Annotated in this window: 20 protein-coding genes; 3 read left to right on the top strand and 17 right to left on the bottom strand. The window is 58.0% G+C overall.

What is annotated here, in order from left to right:
• Positions 1–500: 500 nt before the first annotated feature.
• From HDC30_RS27630 to mtnA, 17 genes are all read right to left on the bottom strand, one after another.
• Complete coding sequence (locus HDC30_RS27630) at positions 501–1,526, bottom strand: glycosyltransferase family 4 protein (RefSeq protein WP_183785987.1); 1,026 nt, start codon at positions 1,524–1,526, stop codon at positions 501–503.
• Positions 1,523–2,485, bottom strand: coding sequence for an SDR family oxidoreductase (locus HDC30_RS27625; protein ID WP_183785985.1), 963 nt, complete (start codon positions 2,483–2,485; stop codon positions 1,523–1,525). The genes HDC30_RS27630 and HDC30_RS27625 overlap by 4 nt, the downstream gene beginning before the upstream one ends.
• Positions 2,482–3,405 (bottom strand): glycosyltransferase, encoded by a 924-nt coding sequence (locus HDC30_RS27620; RefSeq protein WP_183785983.1) that lies wholly within the window; start codon positions 3,403–3,405, stop codon positions 2,482–2,484. The genes HDC30_RS27625 and HDC30_RS27620 overlap by 4 nt, the downstream gene beginning before the upstream one ends.
• A gap of 55 nt (positions 3,406–3,460) precedes the next feature.
• Positions 3,461–4,351, bottom strand: a complete 891-nt coding sequence (rfbA, locus tag HDC30_RS27615) for a glucose-1-phosphate thymidylyltransferase RfbA (RefSeq protein WP_183785981.1) — start codon at positions 4,349–4,351, stop codon at positions 3,461–3,463.
• On the bottom strand, positions 4,348–5,241 hold the full coding sequence (rfbD, locus tag HDC30_RS27610; protein ID WP_096794926.1) for a dTDP-4-dehydrorhamnose reductase: 894 nt from the start codon (positions 5,239–5,241) through the stop codon (positions 4,348–4,350). Before rfbD ends, rfbA begins: the two co-directional genes overlap by 4 nt.
• A complete protein-coding gene (rfbB, locus tag HDC30_RS27605; RefSeq protein ID WP_183785979.1) occupies positions 5,238–6,314 on the bottom strand; it encodes a dTDP-glucose 4,6-dehydratase in 1,077 nt (358 codons plus the stop codon). The genes rfbD and rfbB overlap by 4 nt, the downstream gene beginning before the upstream one ends.
• Positions 6,315–6,536: 222 nt before the next feature.
• On the bottom strand, positions 6,537–6,776 hold the full coding sequence (locus HDC30_RS27600) for a LapA family protein (protein WP_115989184.1): 240 nt from the start codon (positions 6,774–6,776) through the stop codon (positions 6,537–6,539).
• 27 nt (positions 6,777–6,803) lie between these two features.
• Positions 6,804–7,100, bottom strand: coding sequence for an integration host factor subunit beta (gene ihfB, locus HDC30_RS27595; RefSeq protein WP_003189779.1), 297 nt, complete (start codon positions 7,098–7,100; stop codon positions 6,804–6,806).
• Positions 7,101–7,252: 152 nt separating this feature from the next.
• Positions 7,253–7,531 (bottom strand): hypothetical protein, encoded by a 279-nt coding sequence (locus tag HDC30_RS27590; RefSeq protein ID WP_027612423.1) that lies wholly within the window; start codon positions 7,529–7,531, stop codon positions 7,253–7,255.
• A 202-nt stretch (positions 7,532–7,733) separates the two neighbouring features.
• The gene (rpsA, locus tag HDC30_RS27585) at positions 7,734–9,419 is read right to left on the bottom strand and encodes a 30S ribosomal protein S1 (RefSeq protein WP_027612422.1); all 1,686 of its coding nucleotides are present in this window, start codon (positions 9,417–9,419) and stop codon (positions 7,734–7,736) included.
• Positions 9,420–9,538: 119 nt separating this feature from the next.
• A complete protein-coding gene (gene cmk, locus HDC30_RS27580) occupies positions 9,539–10,228 on the bottom strand; it encodes a (d)CMP kinase (RefSeq protein ID WP_015093983.1) in 690 nt (229 codons plus the stop codon).
• Positions 10,225–12,432: a bifunctional prephenate dehydrogenase/3-phosphoshikimate 1-carboxyvinyltransferase gene (locus HDC30_RS27575; RefSeq protein ID WP_256584933.1), complete on the bottom strand. Its 2,208-nt coding sequence runs from the start codon at positions 12,430–12,432 to the stop codon at positions 10,225–10,227. Before HDC30_RS27575 ends, cmk begins: the two co-directional genes overlap by 4 nt.
• A 28-nt stretch (positions 12,433–12,460) precedes the next feature.
• Positions 12,461–13,573: a histidinol-phosphate transaminase gene (hisC, locus tag HDC30_RS27570; RefSeq protein ID WP_095137263.1), complete on the bottom strand. Its 1,113-nt coding sequence runs from the start codon at positions 13,571–13,573 to the stop codon at positions 12,461–12,463.
• Between the two features lie 13 nt (positions 13,574–13,586).
• A complete protein-coding gene (pheA, locus tag HDC30_RS27565) occupies positions 13,587–14,681 on the bottom strand; it encodes a prephenate dehydratase (RefSeq protein WP_003226907.1) in 1,095 nt (364 codons plus the stop codon).
• Positions 14,681–15,766 carry a 3-phosphoserine/phosphohydroxythreonine transaminase gene (gene serC, locus HDC30_RS27560; protein ID WP_183785977.1) on the bottom strand — a complete coding sequence of 362 codons (1,086 nt, stop codon included), beginning with the start codon at positions 15,764–15,766 and terminating at the stop codon, positions 14,681–14,683. The genes pheA and serC overlap by 1 nt, the downstream gene beginning before the upstream one ends.
• A 231-nt stretch (positions 15,767–15,997) precedes the next feature.
• Positions 15,998–18,652, bottom strand: a complete 2,655-nt coding sequence (gene gyrA / locus HDC30_RS27555; protein WP_183785975.1) for a DNA gyrase subunit A — start codon at positions 18,650–18,652, stop codon at positions 15,998–16,000.
• A gap of 426 nt (positions 18,653–19,078) precedes the next feature.
• The gene (mtnA, locus tag HDC30_RS27550) at positions 19,079–20,155 is read right to left on the bottom strand and encodes an S-methyl-5-thioribose-1-phosphate isomerase (protein WP_096794920.1); all 1,077 of its coding nucleotides are present in this window, start codon (positions 20,153–20,155) and stop codon (positions 19,079–19,081) included.
• Between the two features lie 108 nt (positions 20,156–20,263).
• Between mtnA and HDC30_RS27545 the strand changes: the two genes are divergently transcribed.
• Genes HDC30_RS27545 through mupP form a run of 3 tightly spaced genes read left to right on the top strand, consistent with a single transcriptional unit; the run spans position 20,264 to position 23,031 of the window.
• The gene (locus HDC30_RS27545; RefSeq protein ID WP_183785973.1) at positions 20,264–21,598 is read left to right on the top strand and encodes a TRZ/ATZ family hydrolase; all 1,335 of its coding nucleotides are present in this window, start codon (positions 20,264–20,266) and stop codon (positions 21,596–21,598) included.
• Between the two features lie 58 nt (positions 21,599–21,656).
• Positions 21,657–22,355, top strand: a complete 699-nt coding sequence (gene ubiG, locus HDC30_RS27540) for a bifunctional 2-polyprenyl-6-hydroxyphenol methylase/3-demethylubiquinol 3-O-methyltransferase UbiG (RefSeq protein ID WP_096794918.1) — start codon at positions 21,657–21,659, stop codon at positions 22,353–22,355.
• Between the two features lie 4 nt (positions 22,356–22,359).
• Positions 22,360–23,031 (top strand): N-acetylmuramic acid 6-phosphate phosphatase MupP, encoded by a 672-nt coding sequence (gene mupP, locus HDC30_RS27535; protein ID WP_183785971.1) that lies wholly within the window; start codon positions 22,360–22,362, stop codon positions 23,029–23,031.
• The last annotated feature ends 33 nt before the right edge of the window (positions 23,032–23,064 follow it).

Below are 23,064 nucleotides of genomic sequence, written 5' to 3'. Positions count from 1 at the left end.
GGCGATTAAGGGCGATCGCGTCCGCTTAAAAATACGCGGACACCATCGCCCTTAATGCTGGAGTTTTGAAGGTGACTTGGCCAGACGCTTACAGTCCGTCGCCTGCCATTCCAGCGTATATCTTTACTTATGAGCTACCGCCCACGACGAATTCATCGGGTAATTGGCGCGAAACCGTATTCCGAGTACGGGAAAGATCTTTTCGATCTGATATTTGGTGATCGGCGAACAATCCAAAGCTACAGCATTGTAATTTAACGTAATTGCTGCATCGCCAGATGCGGAATTCCCGGGCAATCATTTGGCGAATTTAGAGCAACCACCAAAGAGAATGTACTTGAGAAAGAAAAGCGTACTGCCACTGAACTTGTGGTTTGAGGTGGTGCTGACTGAAATTGCGAGAGCAGCACAACTGGCCGGGCAATCATAAACTGCATGCGGCCGTTGTATTTTCCTGTATAGAGCTAAATCATCAATAGGCGCGATTTCAGTCTAAGATATTAATTGTTTCGACTCTCAGACTCTGCCTTTCCCGCTCCGAACCTCCAAGCTAACCAACAAATCGGTGCATACGCCACAATTAAGCCGATTATCCAGGAGCCGCCCCCCCCGACCCAGATTGCCAATGGCAGCAACCAGCCGACATTAATAGCGACTATGGATACGGTGATGATCCTATGTCCTTTATAGTACCTTGAGGCCCGTTGATAAGCGTGACTGCGGTGAGCTTCATATATTTTTTCGCCCCGAATCAGACGCGTAAAGAGAGTCCATGTTGCATCGACGACAAATACACCCAGTAATATCAGCCAACTCCAGAATAGTCGGGACTCTACCCAAGCTGCTTGTAGTGCTAGCACGCCTAATACAAGCCCCAAGAAGCCGCTTCCCGCATCGCCCATAAATATACGTGCAGGGGGAAAATTCCAGAAAAGAAAACCAACGACTGCTGCTGCTAATAATAGGGGCGCCCATACGAGCTCTATGACGCCTGTAAACCAATAAACCAAGCAAATAGCTACGCACACACTGATCGCCTCAGCGCTCGCCAGTCCGTCGATTCCGTCCATGAAATTATAGAGATTGAGCATCCAAACCAGATACAGCATCCCTAGGACGCTCCCGAACCACCCCAGATCAACTGCAACGCCAGAAAGTTCAATCGGAGGAAAACCATTCAACCAATACAATACCCATGCCGCAGCAGTGAAGTGCCCAAGCAAACGCCACCTAGCAGCAATATGTCCATGGTCATCGACGAATCCTAAGACAGCAACGAGCAAACCTGAGCCGAGTAGTCCATAAAAAACCGTCGGAGTTAACATATTAAAGGCTGTGAGTAAGGGCAGACCAAGAAGAAAGGACACTACAATCGCCACCCCGCCCCCACGCGGTGTGGGCAACGAATGGGAACTTCGCTCGCTAGGAATATCAATCAGACTCTTAGCCAGAGCATAACGTCGCAGCACGAGCGTCAAGCACCAAGAGACAACACCTACCGATATTAACACCCACAAGACAGTCATTTCGCTTGTCGTTCCTTATAATAGCCAACAGTTTGAAGCATTGCCTTGTCCACATTGAAGGGTGGTGTCCACCCAAGTAAGTTACGATTTTTGCTGATATCAACTTGGAGCGAACCACAAAGGCGTTCTGCTACAGCTTGCTCACCTAGCATTGAGGCCGCAAATCTCAACAACCACTCAGGTAGCGGTAGAAGCCGCGCAGGTTTGCCGAGCGCCTTTGATAGACGATGCAACAGTTGGGTAGTAGATAAATCTACGCCATCGCTCACTAGAAAAATTTGGTTGGCCGAAGCGGGGTGGTCAATACAAGTAACTATGAGGCTAACTAAATTTGCTACGGCCACCAAGCTTCGTTGATTACGAATAGCTCCAAGCGGCATAGGAATACCCCGATCTAGCCAACTCAACATTGTCAAGAAATTGGCTTTTACACCCGGCCCGTAGACCAGCGGTGGGCGGATGATCACGACCTCCATTCCTGTTTCAATACCCAGTTTTGTCAATGCAAGTTCTGCTTCGTGTTTGGAGACGCCATATGGATCTAGTGGGTTCGGCAGATCATCGGCTTTGAATGGCTTGCCTGGTAGGTTACGTTCACCATTCACTTTGATCGAACTTATAAAAATGAAGCGCTTTACACCTGACGCGGCGGCGCACTTAGCCAGTTTGAGCGTCCCCTCCACGTTTACTTTGCGAAACTCTGCCAGCGCATTCGTAGCAGTCTCGTTCATGACATGCACTCGGGCAGCGGCATGAACGACGACCTGAATATCGTCGAGCACAGGCAAGACATTCGCATGAGTGAGATCGAATGGCACTACAGGACATAAACCGCGCAACCGAGTGGCACCGCGGGCAGCTGCAATCGGGGTGAACTTCTTGTCCAGCAACAGCCTGAAGACTAACGCTTCTCCAATGAAGCCGCTTGCCCCAGTCACCAATACCTTCGGGGCGATCATTTAGCTTTCTTCCCCATCAATGCGGTGGCCCAGCAAATACAAAAGAAAAACACTTTATCCCGGACTCGCCGCCGACAACACCAGGCGCTGAAAGAAAGCTTCATAAGTTGTCTACGACGCAATTTTAACCAGTTCTGCACCCAAGGATCGGTGCCCTGCCCCACCAGTAACGCAATCAACTGGACTTGCTTGAACCACCAACCATCATGAATAGTTTTGTAGCGGGCAATCAGCGGGCTCAGGCCCTTATTGGCGCCTACTTGGTTACGCTCATGCTGGCGATAGTCCATGGACGGCTCCGGGTCGATATACCAGCGGTAACCATGGCTGCGAGCGAAGGCGTAGCAATACCAGTCATGCAAGCTGACATCCTGCAGCTGCTGCCAATTGGCGAGCATTGAAGACTTCAGCGAATCCGTGAGTTTTTTGCTCATCACGTAGGTACACCCGGGGCCAGCCGCCTCGAACAAAAAATCCCAAGCGACCTGAGGCTGCGCCTTGTCCAGTACATGAGTACTGCCGTCCGGCCAGAAGGCCGTGACATTGCTGGAGTAGGCTTCTACACGGCGAGCTCGTATGGCGTGGGCCGCTCGCTGGAGTTTATTTGAATGCCAAACATCATCCTGATCGGCAAAGGCGATAAAGTCGTAGCCTTCAAAGTCGACATCGCGGATGAGGCGGAAGAAGTTACGGGATGCACCGCCAAAGCTGCCGCTGGCCGGCAAGACCAAGACCTCGGGATGCTCAGCGGCATAAGCCGCACACCACGCCTCGGTACCGTCGGTGGAGGGATCAATACTGATATGAACGGTTACGTCGACAGCTAACTGGCCGAGAATCGAAGCCACCTGCTCCTCGATCCACTGCATGCCATTGTAGGCAGCCAGTAAAACCGCAACCTTGGGATGTTTTACTGGCATGCCATTCCTGCCCGGACCGGTTAAACGCTACTGTTCGAAAGGTTGTGCCTTCGAGTCAGTGAGAAGGCGAGTCCAGCAGTTTCTGCAGGTACTGACCGTAGCCCGTCTTCTTCAGCGCGTCAGCCTGAGTAGCCAACTGCTCGGCGCTGATCCAGCCATTGTGATAAGCGATCTCTTCGAGGCACGCTACTTTCAGGCCTTGGCGCTGTTCGATGGTGTGCACGAAGTGACTGGCTTCCAACAGCGAATCATGGGTACCAGTGTCCAGCCAGGCGAAGCCGCGGCCGAGCATTTCGACATTGAGAGTCTTCTGCTCAAGGTACGCACGGTTAACGTCAGTGATTTCCAGCTCGCCACGCGGAGATGGTTTGATGTTCTTGGCAATCTCGACGACCTGGTTGTCGTAGAAGTACAGGCCAGTTACCGCGTAGCTGGATTTTGGTTTCAGCGGCTTCTCTTCGATGCTTAAAGCCCGGCCGGCTGCGTCAAACTCGACTACACCAAAACGCTCTGGATCGGACACATGATAACCAAATACAGTTGCGCCGTGCTCTTGAGTGCTGGCGGAACGCAGGTTTTCCGAGAAATGCTGACCGTAGAAAATATTGTCGCCCAGAATCAGGCAGCAAGGGTCTTTGCCAATGAACTCTTCGCCAATGATAAAGGCTTGTGCCAAGCCGTCCGGGCTAGGTTGCTCGGCGTACGTCAGCTTGATCCCGTACAGACTGCCATCGCCCAGCAGCTTGCGGAAGCACGGCAAGTCATCAGGCGTAGAGATAATCAAAATTTCCCGCATACCCGCGAGCATCAATACCGACAGCGGATAAAAAATCATTGGCTTGTCGTAGATCGGCAGCATCTGCTTGGACACACCAAGAGTCAGTGGGTGCAAGCGTGTGCCCGAGCCACCTGCGAGGATGATGCCTTTACGATTTGTCGTGGTCATTTGTTCAGAACTTCCCTAAGCATTCGGGTTACACCACTGTGCCAATCCGGCAAGTGTAGAGAAAAATTGTCGCGCAGTTTCTGAGTATTCAAGCGTGAGTTCAGAGGGCGACGTGCAGGTGTCGGATAGGCAGTCGTTTCGATTGGGGCGACCGTTGTCACAGCCAGCTCCTCGCCTTGGGCTTTAGCGAAGTCGATTACGAGACTGGCATAGCCATGCCAGGACACTTCGCCCGCAGCGGCCAAATGATAGAGGCCAGCCAACTCTGGACGCTTGTTAACTTGCTGAATAGCCAACGCCGTTACATCAGCGATCAGATCCGCCCCGGTAGGTGCTCCGATCTGATCCGCAATCACGCTCAACGTTTCGCGATCTTTGGCCAAACGCAGCATGGTCTTGGCGAAGTTATTGCCGCGAGCGCCGTACACCCAACTGGTGCGGAAGATCAGATGGTTGCAACCCGACGCGATAATCGCCTGCTCACCGGCGAGCTTGCTGGCGCCATAATGGTTTACCGGCGCGACAGGGTCTGTCTCCTGCCATGGCGTGACGCCTTGCCCACTGAAAACATAATCCGTTGAGTAGTGAACCAGCCATGCGCCCAGCGATGCGGCTTCTTCCGCCATCACGCCACTCGCAAGGCCGTTTACACGATCCGCCAACTCGGTTTCCGACTCAGCTTTGTCGACCGCCGTATAAGCGGCAGCATTAACAATAACGTCGGGCTTTATCTGACGAATCGTTGCACGCAAGCATTCAAGATTCGACAGATCACCGCTGAGGCCATCAACAACGTGACGATCAAGAGCGACGAGTTCGCCAAGCGGAGCCAGGGAACGTTGCAGCTCCCAGCCCACCTGACCGTTCTTTCCTAAAAGCAGGATCTTCATGCTTTGCTCGAACGATCCGCATAGTTTTGGTCAATCCACTGCTGGTAGCTACCGCTCTTCACGTGCTCAACCCACTCAGTGTTGTTCAGATACCACTCAACAGTCTTGCGAATGCCGGTTTCGAATGTCTCTTCCGGAGTCCAGCCCAATTCGCGCTGAATTTTGCTCGCATCAATTGCATAACGCACATCATGCCCAGGGCGATCCTGAACATAGGTAATCAGGCTGGCATGAGGACGATGGGCCGAATCAGGACGCAATTCATCAAGCAGCGCACAGAGGGTGTGCACCACTTCAATGTTTTGTTTTTCGTTATGACCGCCAATGTTGTAAGTCTCACCAATTACACCTTCAGTGACGACTTTGTACAACGCACGAGCGTGATCTTCGACATACAACCAGTCACGTACCTGATTACCTTTGCCATAAACCGGCAACGGCTTGCCTTCCAGTGCATTGAGAATGATCAGAGGGATCAACTTCTCAGGGAAGTGGCAAGGGCCGTAGTTGTTCGAGCAGTTGGTAACTAGTGTCGGCAGACCATAGGTGCGTGCCCAAGCGCGAACAAGGTGATCAGAGCTAGCCTTGCTGGCCGAGTATGGCGAGCTTGGCTGATACGGCGTGGTCTCGGTAAAGAGGTCTTCCGGACCTTCAAGGTCTCCGTAAACTTCATCAGTCGAAATGTGGTGGAAGCGGAAATTGGCTTTGCGGGTGTCATCCAGTGCAGCCCAGTAATGGCGCGCAGCTTCGAGCAGTGTATAGGTGCCGATGATGTTGGTCTGGATGAATTCAGACGGGCCGGAGATCGAACGATCGACGTGGGACTCTGCGGCCAGGTGCATGATTGCATCCGGTTGGTGCTCACGCAGGACACGGTCAACCTGATCACGATCGCAGATATCGACGCGCTCGAAAGCGTAACGCGAGTTCTGGCTGACTTCTGCCAAGGACTCTAAATTGCCGGCGTAGGTCAGCTTATCGACATTGACGACAGAATCAGAAGTATTGGAGATGATGTGACGGATGACTGCCGAGCCAATGAAGCCGGCACCGCCGGTAACTAGAATTTTCACGCGAAACGATACCCTTGAGCTGCGGACAGCGCTGCCTGCGAGCGCGGTCTAATCCATGAATGCAGAAGCCACCATCAGTTGGCATCCGTCAGAGTCAGTCTGAATCGACATGCATTTAGGCACGATCGAACAAGGGTGCATTTTACAGCTTAATGATGGTTTTACTAATGGATAAAGACAGGCCAAGGCGCAAATTCGACAGATGCCGTGCGCCTGTCGCTTTCAGACCAATCGTTTTCGCGCTGCCTTGGACGAACGCCCCAGAAACCAGCCTAATACAGGGCCAATCATCATACCGATCAGCAATGCCAATACGGCAACAACCGACACGGGCAATTGCGGGCCGGAAAAGCCCAGAAACAAAAGCGAAACCGACTGCTGGTTCTCAAGCACAAACGCCAGAATCACCAACACCAGCAGCAGAATAAAAACACCAAGAAGTATGCGCTTGAGGTTACGCATGAGTAACTCCTTGAAAAGTAGCGACTGTCAAACCCCCTCCTCCTCTTCCTCATTCACCCGGTCACGCAGCTCCTTGCCCGGCTTGAAATGCGGAACGAATTTGCCGTCGAGACTAACCGACTGACCAGTCTTTGGATTGCGACCGACGCGCGGCGCACGATAGTGCAGGGAGAAGCTGCCAAACCCACGGATCTCGATGCGATCACCGGTGGCCAGACATTGGGACATTTGTTCAAGCATGGTCTTGATGGCCAGCTCCACATCCTTGGATGAGAGTAGCCCTTGATGGGTGACAATTCGTTCGATCAACTCCGACTTCGTCATATTTTTCCCTTCTTTTTCAAGCAGCTAGATCAGCGCTTGAAAGGTTTTAGCACGCCCGGAAGATTTTGAACAGCCCAGGGATTGACATATCTTCCTTGGCGCCGAAACGCCTGTTTTCAGTGCACAAAAGCACAAGCCGAAGCAGCAAACACTCATCGACACATGACCAGCATGGTTCGAGTGACGTAGCCTGCGGGATTGAAGCCAAACGGATATTCATCTTCATCCTTGGCCTGATCAGATCGGGTGATTACCCTGTAACCCGCGCCCTTGCACTCCTTCGCTGCGCGCTTTTGGCATTTCTCCCACCCCGAACCCAGACCAGAGCAGTCGATCTCGATACCGCTGACGCCACGCACAGCATGCGTTTTGGCACTTGTGGTGCAGCCCGCCAATACCAACACCGCAATCAAGACAATAAATCTGTTCATCCACTTCCTTATGCCAGGCAACGCCCGACTACTGCACGACTAATACCCAGAGTCGCGAATAGGCGATTGATCCGATTAAAGAAACAGACAACCCGTTGAAGGGATTGGTTTCACCAACACTCCACTCCCAACCGCACCGCCACCAAATCGCAGGCACAAAAAAGGGCGACCGAAGTCGCCCTTTTTCATGATCAAGCAGAACTTAGTTCTGTTTGGCCATTGCTTGACGCAGCAGTGCCGCCATAGTGGTGTCAGCTGCTTCACCTTCCGGAGCTGCTTTCAGGCTCTGGATGGCTTCTTTCTCTTCAGCATCGTCTTTCGACTTGATCGAGAGCTGGATTACGCGGCTCTTGCGATCAACGCTGATGATCTTGGCTTCAACTTCCTGGCCTTCTTTCAGAACGTTGCGCGCGTCTTCAACGCGATCACGGCTGATTTCAGAGGCTTTCAGGGTTGCTTCGATGTCGTCGGCCAGAACGATGATGGCGCCTTTGGCGTCAACTTCTTTCACGGTACCGGTCACGATAGCGCCCTTGTCGTTAACCGAGACGTACTCGGAGAACGGATCGCTTTCCAGTTGTTTGATGCCCAGGGAGATGCGCTCGCGCTCTGGGTCAACCGACAGGATGACGGTGTCCAGCTCGTCGCCCTTCTTGAAACGACGTACGGCTTCTTCGCCCACTTCGTTCCAGGAGATGTCGGACAGGTGAACCAGACCGTCGATGCCGCCGTCCAGACCAATGAAGATACCGAAATCGGTGATCGACTTGATGGTGCCGGAGATCTTGTCGCCCTTGTTGAACTGGCCAGAGAAGTCTTCCCACGGGTTCGACTTGCACTGCTTGATGCCCAGGGAGATACGACGACGCTCTTCGTCGATGTCCAGAACCATGACTTCCACTTCGTCGCCGACTTGTACGACTTTCGAAGGGTGGATGTTCTTGTTGGTCCAGTCCATTTCCGAAACGTGTACCAGACCTTCAACGCCTTCTTCCAGCTCAGCGAAGCAGCCGTAGTCGGTCAGGTTGGTTACACGAGCGGTAACGCGAGTGCCTTCTGGGTAACGGGCTTTGATAGCAACCCATGGATCTTCGCCCAGTTGCTTCAGGCCCAGGGAAACACGGTTGCGTTCGCGATCGTATTTCAGAACCTTGACGTCGATTTCGTCACCAACGTTGACGATTTCGGAAGGATGCTTGATACGCTTCCACGCCATGTCGGTGATGTGCAGCAGGCCGTCCACGCCACCCAGATCGACGAATGCGCCGTAATCGGTGAGGTTTTTGACGATACCTTTGACTTGCTGGCCTTCCTGCAGGGATTCCAGCAGAGCTTCACGCTCGGCGGAGTTCTCGGCTTCCAGGACGCTGCGACGGGAAACGACAACGTTGTTGCGCTTCTGGTCCAGCTTGATGACCTTGAATTCCAGCTCTTTGCCTTCCAGGTGCGTGGTGTCGCGCACTGGACGGACGTCAACCAGGGAACCTGGCAGGAACGCACGGATGCCGTTAACGTCGACAGTGAAGCCGCCTTTAACCTTACCGTTGATAACGCCCTTGACCACTTCCTCAGCTGCGAAGGCTGCTTCCAGAACGATCCAGCATTCAGCGCGCTTGGCTTTTTCACGGGACAGCTTGGTTTCACCGAAACCGTCTTCAACCGAATCCAGAGCAACGTGAACTTCGTCACCGACATTGATAGTCAGGTCACCAGCATCGTTGTAGAACTGTTCCAGCGGGATGAGTGCTTCAGACTTCAGGCCAGCGTGAACGGTTACCCAGCGAGCCTGGTAATCGATATCAACGATAACACCGGTGATGATGGAGCCTGCCTGAAGGTTCAGGGTCTTTAGGCTTTCTTCAAAGAGTTCCGCAAAGCTTTCGCTCATTTTAATTCCTGTAGATGAGGGCGAAGAATACGCCCATCTCCACACCCCAGACGGTGTGGGTTAGTTTCATTTAAAAGAAGCGCTGCAGGACTATGACTGGTCCCCTGCGGCCTTCTTGGTCACCCGGCGATATCGCGAATGGCGATCTCGCTCATGATGCGTTCAAGCACCTGATCGATGGACAACTCCGTGGAATCCAGCTGTATCGCATCAGCCGCCGGCTTGAGCGGGGCTACTGCGCGCTGGGTATCACGCTCGTCGCGTGCACGGATCTCATCTAGCAGACTCGACAGACTAACACCCTCGACTTTGCCCTTCAACTGCAAATATCGGCGGCGCGCCCGTTCCTCGGCACTGGCAGTGAGGAAAATCTTCAGCGGCGCATCCGGAAAAACCACTGTGCCCATGTCGCGACCGTCGGCCACCAGGCCCGGCGCTTCCTGGAAAGCACGCTGGCGCTGCAGCAGCGCCTCGCGTACCGCCGGCAATGCCGCCACCTGAGAAGCGCCGGAGCCGACGCTTTCAGTACGGATGACGTCGCTGACTTCATCGCCTTCCAGAATGATGCGCTGCAGCTGACCGTCGGTCGCCGCGATGAACTGCACATCCAGATGAGCGGCCAGTTTCTTCAGCAGCTCTTCATTGGTCAGGTCGACACCATGGTTGTGCGCAGCGAACGCCAGCAGGCGATACAGCGCACCGGAATCCAGCAGATTCCAGCCCAGACGCTTGGCCAGGATCCCGGCGACCGTGCCCTTGCCCGAACCGCTTGGCCCATCGATGGTGATGACCGGTGCAATGTTTTTCACGACTGAGCCTCTTGAGCCACGCGAATGCCGACCTGCGCGCACAGCGCGAGGAAGTTCGGGAACGACGTCGCGACGTTGGCGCAATCATGGATGCGGATCGGTGCAGTGGCGCGCAGCGAAGCGACGCTGAAAGCCATGGCGATACGGTGATCACCGTGACCATGCACTTCGCCGCCACCGATCTGGCCGCCATCAATGATGATGCCGTCGGGAGTCGGCTGGCATTTGACGCCCAGCGCCAGCAAGCCGTCCGCCATGACTTGAATGCGATCCGACTCCTTGACGCGCAGCTCTTCGGCACCGGTCAGCACGGTACGGCCCTCGGCACACGCCGCCGCCACGAACAGCACCGGGAATTCGTCGATGGCCAGTGGCACCAGCGCTTCCGGAATCTCGATACCTTTCAGTTTAGCTGCCCGAACGCGCAGGTCAGCTACAGGTTCGCCGCCGACTTCACGCTGGTTTTCCAGGGTGATGTCTGCGCCCATCAGACGCAAGATGTCGATGACGCCGGTACGGGTCGGGTTGATGCCAACGTGCTCCAGCACCAGCTCGGAACCTTCGGCGATCGAGGCCGCCACCAAGAAGAACGCCGACGACGAGATGTCGCCCGGCACTTCGATGTGGGTAGCGGTCAGCTTGCCGCCGGACTCGACCGACGCGGTGGCGCCATCGACGCTCACCGGGTAGCCGAAACCACGCAGCATGCGCTCGGTGTGGTCACGGGTCGGCGCCGGCTCGGTCACGGTGGTCTTGCCTTCGGCGTAAAGACCCGCCAGCAGCAGGCAGGACTTCACCTGAGCACTGGCCATCGGCATGGTGTAGGTCAGACCCTTGAGTTTGTGCCCGCCACGAATGGTCATCGGCGGACGACCTTCGGCGGCGGTTTCGATCACGGCGCCCATTTCACGCAGCGGATTGGCCACGCGATTCATCGGACGCTTGGACAGCGACGCATCGCCGGTCAGTGTGCTGTCGAAGTTCTGCGCCGCCAGCAGGCCGGACAACAGGCGCATCGAGGTGCCGGAGTTGCCCAGATAGATCGGACCCGGCGCAGGCTTCAGACCGTGCAGGCCGACGCCGTGAATGGTCACACGACCGTGGTGCGGGCCTTCGATGACCACGCCCATGTCGCGAAATGCCTGCAAGGTCGCCAGGGCATCTTCGCCCTCGAGGAAACCTTCAACCTCGGTCACGCCTTCGGCCAGCGAGCCGAGCATGATCGAGCGGTGGGAAATCGATTTGTCACCTGGTACGCGAATCCGACCGGACAGGCGGCCACCAGGTTGAGCCAGGAAAATCAGATCGTTGGAATTCATAGCGTCCACATAGGCCCTGCGGGCCAGGATTTTACTGAAATGCTCGCGGGCAACCCGGGCGCGCGTGAAGACGCCCAACAATTGGTGCCCATCCCCTGCATCGACCGCGTCGCGCAAGGCGTCGAGGTCGCTGCGAAATGTATCGAGTGTGCGCAGGACAGCCTCGCGGTTGGCGAGGAAGATGTCGTGCCACATCACCGGGTCGCTTCCGGCGATTCTTGTGAAATCGCGGAAACCGCCCGCAGCGTAACGGAAGATCTCAAGGTTTTCATTGCGTTTGGCCAACGAGTCGACCAGACCGAAGGCCAGCAGGTGCGGCAGATGACTGGTCGCGGCCAACACTTCATCGTGGCGCTCGACCTGCATGTGCTCGACGTCGGCACCCAGTTCGCGCCACAAGCGATCAACCACCGCCAGTGCGGCCGGGTCGGTCTGCTCGAGCGGCGTCAAAATCACCTTGTGCCGACGGAACAGCTCAGAGTTGGAAGCTTCCACCCCGCTCTGCTCGGAGCCGGCAATTGGATGGCCCGGCACGAAGCGCGCCGGCATACCACCGAACGCCTCGGTCGCCGCGCGCACCACATTGCCCTTGGCGCTGCCGACATCGGTCAGAATCGCCTGGCCCAGATCAACACTCGCCAGACGCGCGAGCACCTTCTCCATAGCCAGAATCGGCACTGCCAGCTGAATCACGTCGGCACCCTGACACGCAGCGATCAGGTCTTCTTCACAACGGTCCACCACACCCAACTCGACCGCCAGCTTGCGCGATTGCGGGTCGAGATCGACCCCGACCACCTCGCGGCAGAGACCGCTTTCACGCAAGCCTTTGGCAAACGAACCACCGATCAAGCCCAGACCGACCACTACAAGGCGACCGATCATAGGTGCAGCAGATTGCAGAGCAGTGACATCACCCACGAGCCAGAACCTTACGCAGCGCTTCGAGGAAGCGGCTGTTTTCCGCCGGCAGACCGATGGTCACCCGCAGGTGGTTCGGCATGCCGTAATTGGCCACCGGACGCACAATCACGCCTTCACGCAGCAGCCCCTGGAAAATCGGCGCGGCTACCTGACCGAGATCGACGCAGATGAAGTTGCCTTTGGACTCGATCCAGCTCAGACCCAACTCACGGAACCCCGCCTGCAACTGCTGCATGCCGGATTCGTTGAGCTGACGGCTTTGCGCCAGATACTCTTCGTCTTTCAGCGCCGCACAGGCCGCGGCCAGGGCCAGGCTGTTGACGTTGAACGGCTGGCGCACGCGGTTCAGCACGTCCGCTACTACCGCAGTGGACAGGCCATAACCGACGCGCAGCGCCGCCAGACCGTAGGCCTTGGAGAACGTGCGCGATACCAGCAGATTCGGGTACGCCGCGAGGAAGTCCAGACCGTCCGGCAGATCACTGCCTTCGGCGTATTCGATGTACGCCTCGTCCAGCACCACCAGGACGTGCTCCGGCACGTCCTGCAGGAACTCGTCCAGCGCTTCGGCGCCGAACCAGGTACCGGTCGGGTTGTTCGGATTGGCGATGAATACCACGCGGGTGTTGGCGTCGATGGCCGCAAGCATCGCAGGCAGGTCATGCCCCCAGTCTTTGGCCGGAACCACTTTGGCCTGCGCACCGACAGCCTGGGTGGCGATCGGGTAGACGGCGAACGCATGCTCGCTGAACACGGCGTTCAGGCCCGGCGCCAGATAGGCGCGCGCCACCAGCTCGAGAATGTCGTTGGAGCCGTTGCCCAGGGTCACCTGGTTCAGCTCGACGCGGCACTGCTCGGCCAACAGCGATTTCAGCGCGAAGCCGTTGCCGTCCGGATAGCGGGTCAGCTCGGCCAGTTCTTCGCGGATCGCCGCCAAGGCTTTCGGACTGGCGCCCAGCGGATTTTCGTTGCTTGCCAGTTTGACGATCTTCGCCGGATCCAGATCCAGCTCGCGCGCCAGTTCGTCCACAGGCTTACCCGGAACGTACGGCGAAAGTTGTTGCACGCCCGGCTGTGCCAGAGCGAGGAAGTTGCCACTCATTTGCTACCGCCCCTTAAAGAACTGCTTTCGGGTAGGAACCCAGCACTTTGAGTGCTACTGCTTCCTGACTGATCTTTTCCAGCACACCTTTGATCAGCGGATCACGGTGATGGCCGACAAAGTCGATGAAGAACACGTAGGTCCATTTGCCGCTGCGCGACGGACGGGTTTCGATCCGGGTCAGGTCGATCCCGTTGTCATGGAACGGCACCAGCAGCTCGTGAAGCGCGCCGGGCTTGTTGCTCATCGAGACGATAATCGAAGTCTTGTCGTCGCCGGTCGGCGGCACTTCCTGGTTACCGATCATCAGGAAGCGCGTCGAGTTGTCCGGACGGTCTTCGATCTTCTCGGCCAGACGCGTCAGGCCATACAAGCCTGCGGCCATGTCGCCGGCAATCGCCGCCGAATTCCACTCACCCTTGACCCGCTTCGCCGCTTCAGCGTTGCTCGACACCGCCACGCGCTCGACATTCGGGTAATGCGCGTCCAGCCACTTGCGGCACTGGGCCAGCGACTGCGCGTGGGAGTAGATGCGGCTGATGCTGTCGGTCTTGGTGTTTTCACCGACCAACAGGTGATGATGGATGCGCAGCTCGACTTCACCGCAGATCACCATGTCGTGCTCGAGGAAGCTGTCGAGGGTGTGATTGACCGCGCCCTCGGTGGAGTTTTCCACCGGCACCACGCCAAAATTCACCGCACCCGCCGCGACTTCACGGAACACTTCGTCGATTGCCGCCATCGGCTTGCTGATCACCGCGTGACCGAAGTGCTTCATGGCCGCCGCCTGGGTGAAGGTGCCTTCAGGGCCGAGGTAAGCCACTTTCAATGGCTGCTCGAGCGCCAGGCACGAAGACATGATTTCGCGGAACAACCGCGCCATCTCTTCGTTGCCCAGCGGCCCCTGATTGCGCTCCATCACCCGTTTGAGCACCTGAGCTTCACGCTCGGGACGATAGAACACCGGCACTTCGCCTTCGGCCAGCGAGGCCATCTTTACTCGCGCAACTTCCTGGGCGCAGCGGGCACGCTCGCTGATCAGCTCGAGAACCTTGCTGTCCAGAGCGTCGATGCGAACGCGCAGTGCCTTGAGTTCTTGCTCGGACATCAGCCGTGTTCCTTCTCGAATTCAGCCATGTACGCCACCAGCGCGTTGACGGCGTTGATGTCGACGGCGTTGTAGATGGAGGCGCGCATGCCGCCCACGGAGCGGTGACCCTTGAGGTTGAGCAGGCCGCGTTCGTCAGCACCGGCGAGGAACGGCTTGTCCAGGCGATCGTCAGCCAGACGGAATGGCACGTTCATCCACGAGCGGTCCGACTTGTTGATCGGGTTGCTGTAGAGGCCGCTGGCGTCGATGAAGTCGTACAGCGTGCGCTGCTTGACGTCATTCAGTTTGGCGATCGCTTCAACGCCGCCCTGCTCTTTCAGCCACTGGAACACCAGGCCGGACAGGTACCAGGCCAGGGTCGGCGGGGTGTTGTACATCGAGCCGTTATCGGCCGCGACCTTGTAGTTGAGCATGGTCGGGCACAGCGAACGTGCCTTGCCCAGCAGGTCTTCGCGGATGATGTTGACGACAATACCGCTCGGGCCGATGTTCTTCTGTGCGCCGGCGTAGATCATGCCGAAACGCGAGATGTCGACCGGACGCGAGAGGATGTCCGAGGACATATCGGCGACCAGCGGCACGTCGCCGGTTTCCGGGATCCACTGGAATTCCAGACCGCCGATAGTTTCGTTCGGCGCGTAGTGAACGTAAGCGGCGTCTTTCGACAGATTCCACTCGTTCTGGCCCGGAATGGCGAAATAGTCGTAAGGCTTGGCGGTGGCAGCAACATTGACGTGGCCGTAGCGCGAAGCTTCTTCGATAGCTTTCTGCGACCAGATACCGGTGTCGATGTAGTCGGCAGAGCCGTTTTCCGGCAACAGGTTCAGCGGAATCTGCGCAAACTGCTGGCTGGCGCCACCCTGCAGGAACAGCACTTTATAGTTCGACGGGATATTCAGCAGGTCACGCAGGTCCTGCTCGGCCTGGGTGGCAATGGACACGAACTCATCGCTGCGATGGCTCATTTCCATGACCGACAGACCCTTGCCATGCCAATCAAGGAGTTCACCCTGGGCACGTTGCAGGACAGCTTCAGGAAGCGCCGCAGGACCGGCACAGAAGTTATAGGCTCGCTTGCTCACATCCAATCTCGCTCTGATTTGGTGGTATCACGCAATAAATCACACTACCGATCAACACAGCCCTGTGGGAGCGAGCCTGCTCGCGAATGCATCACCGCGGTGGGTCAGAGGTACCGCAGCGCCTGCATTCGCGAGCAGGCTCGCTCCCACAGGGGATCTCCATGATGTCGAAATTTCATACCGGACAAATAACAAGGGGGCGAATTTTCATCCGCCCCCTCGCTTGTCCGCTTATTCCTGCGGCTCTTCGTCAGCTGCGGCGTCGAGTTGCTGGTCCTCGGCAACGTCGTCGATCACGACATCCCCCTCGAACCCGTCACCCTCTTCACCTTCAAGCTCTTCGCCTTCGACTTCCGATGGCTCCTGAACCCGCTCCAGACCGACCAGGGTTTCATCCTTGGCCAGTTTGATCAGGGTCACGCCCTGGGTGTTACGGCCCAGGCTCGACACTTCGTCGACACGGGTGCGCACCAGAGTGCCCTGATCGGAGATCAGCATGATTTCTTCGCCGTCGAGCACCTGAACCGCACCGACCAGACGGCCGTTACGCTCGTTGCTGACCATGGCGATTACACCCTGGCCGCCACGCTTGTACTCAGGGAACTCGGTGATCGCGGTGCGCTTGCCATAACCACGCTCGGAAGCGGTGAGGATCTGGCTGCCTTCTTCCGGGATCAGCATCGAAATCAGCTTCTGCCCTTCCGGCAGACGCATGCCGCGCACACCGCGGGCGGTACGGCCCATGGCACGTACGTCGGATTCCTTGAAGCGCGTGACCTTGCCGCCGTCGGAGAACAGCATCACTTCGCGCTCGCCATCGGTGATGGCCGCGGAAATCAGCACGTCGCCTTCGTCCAGCTCCAGCGCGATCAGACCGACGCTGCGCTGACGGCTGAAGGATTCCAGCGGGGTCTTCTTCACGGTGCCGTTGGCGGTCGCCATGAAGATGTAGTGACCTTCGGTGTATTCCTCGACCGGCAGCATGGTGGTGATGTATTCACCGTCATCCAGCGGCAGCAGGTTGACCAGCGGGCGACCACGGGCGGCACGGGACGCTTCGGGAATTTCGTAAGTCTTCAGCCAGTACACCTTGCCTTTGCTGGAGAACAGCAGCAGCGTGGTGTGACTGTTGGCTACCAGCAGGTGAGCGATGTAGTCCTCATCCTTGACGCCGGTCGCCGATTTGCCTTTGCCGCCACGACGCTGTGCCTGGTACGCAGCCAGTGGCTGAGTCTTGGCGTAGCCACCGTGGGAGATGGTCACAACGCGCTCTTCTTCCGGGATCATGTCACCCAGGGTCAGATCGAGACGCGCATCGAGAATCTCGGTGCGACGCACGTCGCCGTATTCGGCGCGGATCACTTCCAGCTCTTCGCGGATCACTTCCATCAGGCGCACGGCGCTGTTGAGGATGCGGATCAGCTCGCCGATCTGGTTGAGAATCTCTTGATACTCGGCCAGCAGCTTCTCGTGTTCCAGACCGGTCAGACGGTGCAGACGCAGTTCCAGAATGGCTTGCGCCTGCTCTGGCGACAGGAAGTACTTGCCTTCACGCAGACCGTATTGCGGATCGAGGTTCTCCGGACGGCACGAATCGGCGCCGGCACGTTCAACCATCGCGACTACGGCGCTGGATTCCCAAGGGGTGCTGACCAGCGCTTCTTTCGCTTCCGACGGAGTCGGCGACGCCTTGATCAAGGCGATCACCGGGTCGATGTTCGACAGGGCAACGGCCTGACCTTCGAGGATGTGACCACGCTCGCGAGCCTTGCGCAGTTCGAATACGGTACGACGGGTGACCACTTCACGACGGTGACGGACGAAAGCTTCCAGCAGATCCTTGAGATTCAGGATGCGCGGACGGCCATCGATCAGCGCCACGATGTTGATGCCGAATACCGATTGCAGCTGGGTCTGGGCGTAGAGGTTGTTGAGGATCACCTCAGGCACTTCGCCGCGACGCAGTTCGATCACGACACGCATACCGTCCTTGTCGGACTCGTCGCGCAGCTCGGTGATGCCTTCAAGCTTCTTCTCTTTGACCAGCTCGGCGATCTTCTCGATCAGACGCGCCTTGTTCAGCTGATACGGGAGTTCGGTAATGACGATCTGCTGACGGCCACCGACCTTGTCGATGTCTTCGATGATCGAACGGGCACGCATGTAAATGCGGCCGCGACCGGTGCGGTAGGCTTCGATGATGCCGGCACGACCGTTGATGATCGCGGCCGTCGGGAAGTCCGGACCAGGGATGTATTGCATCAGCTCATCGACGGTCAGCTCGGGATTGTCGATGAGGGCCAGGCAACCGTCGATGACTTCACCGAGGTTGTGCGGCGGAATGTTGGTTGCCATGCCCACGGCGATACCGCTGGAACCGTTGACCAGCAGGTTGGGGATGCGCGTCGGCATCACCGCCGGGATCATTTCGGTGCCGTCGTAGTTCGGCACCCAGTCCACGGTTTCCTTGTGCAGGTCGGCCAGCAGTTCATGCGCCAGCTTGGTCATGCGCACTTCGGTGTATCGCATGGCCGCGGCGTTGTCGCCGTCCACCGAACCGAAGTTGCCCTGACCGTCAACCAGCAGGTAGCGCAGGGAGAAAGGCTGAGCCATGCGGACGATGGTGTCGTACACCGCGGTATCACCGTGCGGGTGATACTTACCGATCACGTCACCGACAACACGGGCAGATTTCTTGTACGGCTTGTTGAAGTCGTTGCCCAGCTCGCTCATCGCGAACAGTACGCGACGGTGCACGGGCTTGAGGCCATCGCGCGCATCCGGCAGTGCACGGCCGACGATTACGCTCATCGCGTAGTCGAGGTAGGACTGTTTCAGCTCGTCTTCGATATTGACCGGGAGGATTTCTTTGGCCAGTTCGCCCATGAGAAGCCTGATTCCTTTTTCTGGTGAAACTTCGTCATATCCATATGGGATGTACGAAGCTCGTCGGGGCAGGCTGAGTGCCATGCGCCGACTTACGACAAATCAACAAATCGAACCGTGGATTTGCGCAGTAAAGACAGCTCCGTGAAGCTGCCTCGGAAAACGCCGGATGTTATCACAAGAGCCGCCACGCACCTATCCCCCAGATGCGCATGGAGCATAGTTAGTTGACCGATGACAGGCGTAAAGGGGACGAGAGAGGCTCAGAGCCTCTTTGAATACAGTTTTGAGGTCAGGTTTTGCGATGTTTATTGACTTTGATGACCTCATCGCGAGCAGGCTCGCTCCTACAGGGTTTGCGTTCGACACAAAACCTTGTAGGAGTGAGCCTGCTCGCGATGGCGTCCTTGCAGACGCCAAAGCCAATCAATGCAGGCGCTTGCGGCACATCAACTGAGCCATTTTCGCCGTATCCGGCCGCTCGACGATGCCCTTTTCAGTGACGATCGCATCGATCAGATCCGCCGGCGTCACGTCAAACACCGGGTTGAACGCCTCGACGTCCGCCCCCACCCGCTTGCCACCCACCTCCAGCAGCTCGGCGCCGTCACGCTCCTCGATCGGGATGTCGTCGCCACTGGCCAGATGCATGTCGATGGTCGAACTCGGCGCCACCACCATGAAACGCACGCCGTGGTGCATGGCGTTGACCGCCAGTTGATAGGTGCCGATCTTGTTCGCCACGTCGCCATTGGCGGTGATCCGGTCGGCGCCGACGATCACCCAGGTCACGCCTTTGGTCTTCATGATGTGCGCAGCCGCCGAATCGGCATTCAGCGTCACCGGGATGCCTTCGTTCGCCAGCTCCCACGCGGTCAGGCGCGAACCCTGCAGCCATGGCCGGGTTTCATCGGCATACACCCGCTCGACCATGCCTTCCAGATACGCCGCACGTATTACCCCCAGCGCGGTACCGAAACCACCGGTGGCCAGAGCACCAGTGTTGCAGTGGGTCAGGATCGCCTGGGCATTGCCCTGATGTTTGCGGATCAGATCGACGCCGAGCTGAGCCATGGTCAGGTTGGCTTCGCGGTCGCTCTCGTGAATGGCAATGGCTTCGGCTTCCAGCGCCACCAGCGGATCGGCATTGTCCTTCAGACGATCGAGCCGATCGTGCATGCGATTCAACGCCCAGAACAGGTTGACCGCCGTCGGGCGGGAATCCGCCAGCAGGGCGAAATCCTCTTCCAGCGCCGCGTACCAGTCGCCGCCTTCAGCCACGCGGGCGCGGGCCGCCAGCACAATGCCATAGGCCGCGCTGATGCCGATGGCCGGTGCGCCACGCACCACCATCGAACGAATCGCCTCAGCCACACCGGCAGCGCTGGTGTAGGCAATCCACGTTTCCTCGAACGGCAAAATACGCTGATCCAGCAGGTGGAGCGCGCCATCTCGCCAATCGATGGCCTTTACTTTCTCCGCAGCCAACAGTCGATCGCGCATCCCTCACCCCGCACTCATGAACAAAAGCCGCCGATTATAGCGATCCCCCCGCGAAGACGCTCGGGTATACTTCGCCATCCTTTACAAAAGCACTGGAACCGACCCTCGATGCCGAAACCTGCCATTGCGCTCGACTTATTATTGCTGCCGACCTGGCTGGTACCCGTCGAACCTGCAGGCGTTGTGCTCAAGGAGCATGGCCTGGGCATTCGCGACGGTCGCATCGTGTTTATCGGCCCGCGCGCCGAAGCATTGAAGTGTAACGCCACTGAAGTCCGCGAATTGCCGGACGTGCTGCTCAGCCCCGGCCTGATCAACGCTCACGGGCATGCGGCGATGACCCTGTTCCGTGGCCTGGCCGACGATCTGCCGCTGATGACCTGGCTGGAAAACCACATCTGGCCGGCCGAAGCCAAATGGGTCGATGAAGAGTTCGTCCGTGATGGCACTGACTTGGCGATTGCCGAGCAGATCAAGGGCGGCATCAGCTGTTTCTCGGACATGTATTTCTTCCCGAAGGTCGCCAGTGAGCGCGTGCACAACAGCGGCATTCGCGCGCAGATCGCGATTCCGATCCTCGATTTCCCGATCCCCGGCGCCAACAGCGCCGATGAGGCCATTCGTCAGGGCGTCGAGCTGTTCGGCGATCTGAAGCATCACGAACGGATCAAGATCACCTTCGGCCCACATGCACCCTACACCGTAGGCGACGAGAACCTGGAAAAAATCCGCGTGATCGCTGAAGAGCTGGACGCGTCGATCCACATGCACGTCCACGAGACCGCCTTCGAAGTCCAGCAATCGCTGGAGCATCGCGGCGAGCGGCCACTGGCCCGCCTCGGTCGTCTCGGCCTGCTCGGCCCGCGCTTCCAGGCGGTGCACATGACCCAGATCAGCGATGACGATCTGGCATTGCTGGTAGAAAGCAACACCAGCGTGATCCACTGCCCGGAATCGAACCTGAAGCTGGCCAGCGGGTTCTGCCCGGTGGAGCGCCTGTGGCAGGCTGGCGTGAACGTCGCCGTCGGCACCGATGGCGCGGCGAGCAACAACGACCTCGACCTGCTCGGCGAAACCCGCACTGCCGCGCTGCTGGCCAAAGCCGTCGCCGGCTCGGCCACCGCGCTGGACGCCCATCGTGCTCTGCGCATGGCCACGCTCAACGGCGCACGGGCCTTGGGCATCGAGGCGCAGGTCGGTTCGCTGGAGATCGGCAAGGCTGCGGACATTGTCGCTTTCGACCTGTCCGGCCTGGCTCAGCAACCGGTCTATGACCCGGTGTCGCAGCTTATTTATGCCACCGGCCGCGACTGCGTGAAACACCTGTGGGTCGCCGGCAAACAGTTACTCGACGACCGGCGCCTGACCCGTCTGGACGAACAACAGCTGGGCGCCACCGCCCGGGTCTGGGGCCAGCGCATCAGCGGCCACACCGAATCGTAAACACCGCGGAGCAGACTCCGCGGCTACAGCCCTTTTCAAGTTTTTCGAGGAATAGATCATGAGCAACGTCGACCACGCCGAAATCGCCAAATTCGAAGCCCTGGCCCATCGCTGGTGGGACCGTGAAAGCGAGTTCAAACCGCTGCACGACATCAACCCGCTGCGCGTCAACTGGATTGACGAGCGAGTCAATCTGGCCGGCAAGAAAGTTCTCGACGTCGGTTGCGGCGGCGGAATCCTCAGCGAAGCCATGGCCCAGCGCGGCGCCACTGTCATGGGCATCGACATGGGCGAAGCGCCACTGGCGGTCGCGCAACTGCATCAGCTGGAGTCCGGGGTCAGCGTCGAATACCGGCAGATCACCGCCGAAGCCCTGGCTGAAGAAATGCCCGAGCAGTTCGACGTCGTAACCTGCCTGGAAATGCTGGAGCACGTACCGGACCCGTCGTCGGTGATCCGCGCCTGCTACCGCATGGTCAAGCCCGGCGGCCAGGTGTTCTTTTCGACCATCAACCGCAACCCGAAGGCGTACCTGTTCGCCATTATCGGCGCCGAATACATCATGAAGCTGCTGCCGCGCGGCACCCACGACTTCAAGAAATTCATCCGCCCGTCCGAGCTGGGCGCCTGGAGCCGCATCGCCGGCCTGACCGTCAAGGACATCATCGGCCTGACCTACAACCCCCTGACCAAGCACTACAAGCTGGCCAGCGACGTTGACGTCAACTACATGATCCAGACCCTGCGCGAGGAGTAAGCCGATGGCCATCAGAGCAGTCCTTTTCGATATGGACGGCACCCTGCTCGACACCGCGCCGGACTTCATCGCCATCTTTCAGGCGATGCGTGCGGATCGCGGCTTGCCGCCGATGAACGACAAGCACATCCGCGACGAAATCTCCGGCGGCGCCAAAGCCATGGTCGCGGTGACGTTCTCGATGGATCCGGAATCGCCGGGCTTCGAGGAGCTGCGTCAGGAATTCCTCGAGCGTTATCTGGCCGGTTGCGCTGTGCACAGCAAGCTGTTCGACGGCATGGGCGAGCTGCTGGCCGACATCGAGCGGGCCAACCTGATCTGGGGCGTGGTCACCAACAAACCGGTACGGTTTGCCGAGCCGATCATGCAACAGCTGGGGCTGGCCGAGCGCTCGGCGCTGCTGATCTGCCCGGATCACGTGAAGAACAGCAAGCCGGATCCGGAGCCGCTGATCCTCGCGTGCAAGATGCTTGATCTGGATCCGTCGACGGTTTTGTTTGTGGGCGATGATCTGCGCGATATCGAATCCGGGCGCGATGCCGGCACCAAGACCTGCGCCGTGACCTATGGCTACATCCATCCGGACGACAACCCGCGGCACTGGGGCGCGGATGTGGTGGTGGATCATCCGCTGGAGTTGCGCAAGGTGCTCGACAGCGCGCTGTGCAGCTGCTGAAAACGGCCTTTGTGGCGAGGGGATTCATCCCCG

Source organism: Pseudomonas sp. JAI115 (assembly GCF_014200835.1).
Lineage (GTDB): Bacteria > Pseudomonadota > Gammaproteobacteria > Pseudomonadales > Pseudomonadaceae > Aquipseudomonas > Aquipseudomonas putida_A.
The sequence above is the reverse complement of the archived record's forward strand: the minus strand, read 5'-3'. Positions and strand labels throughout refer to the sequence as shown.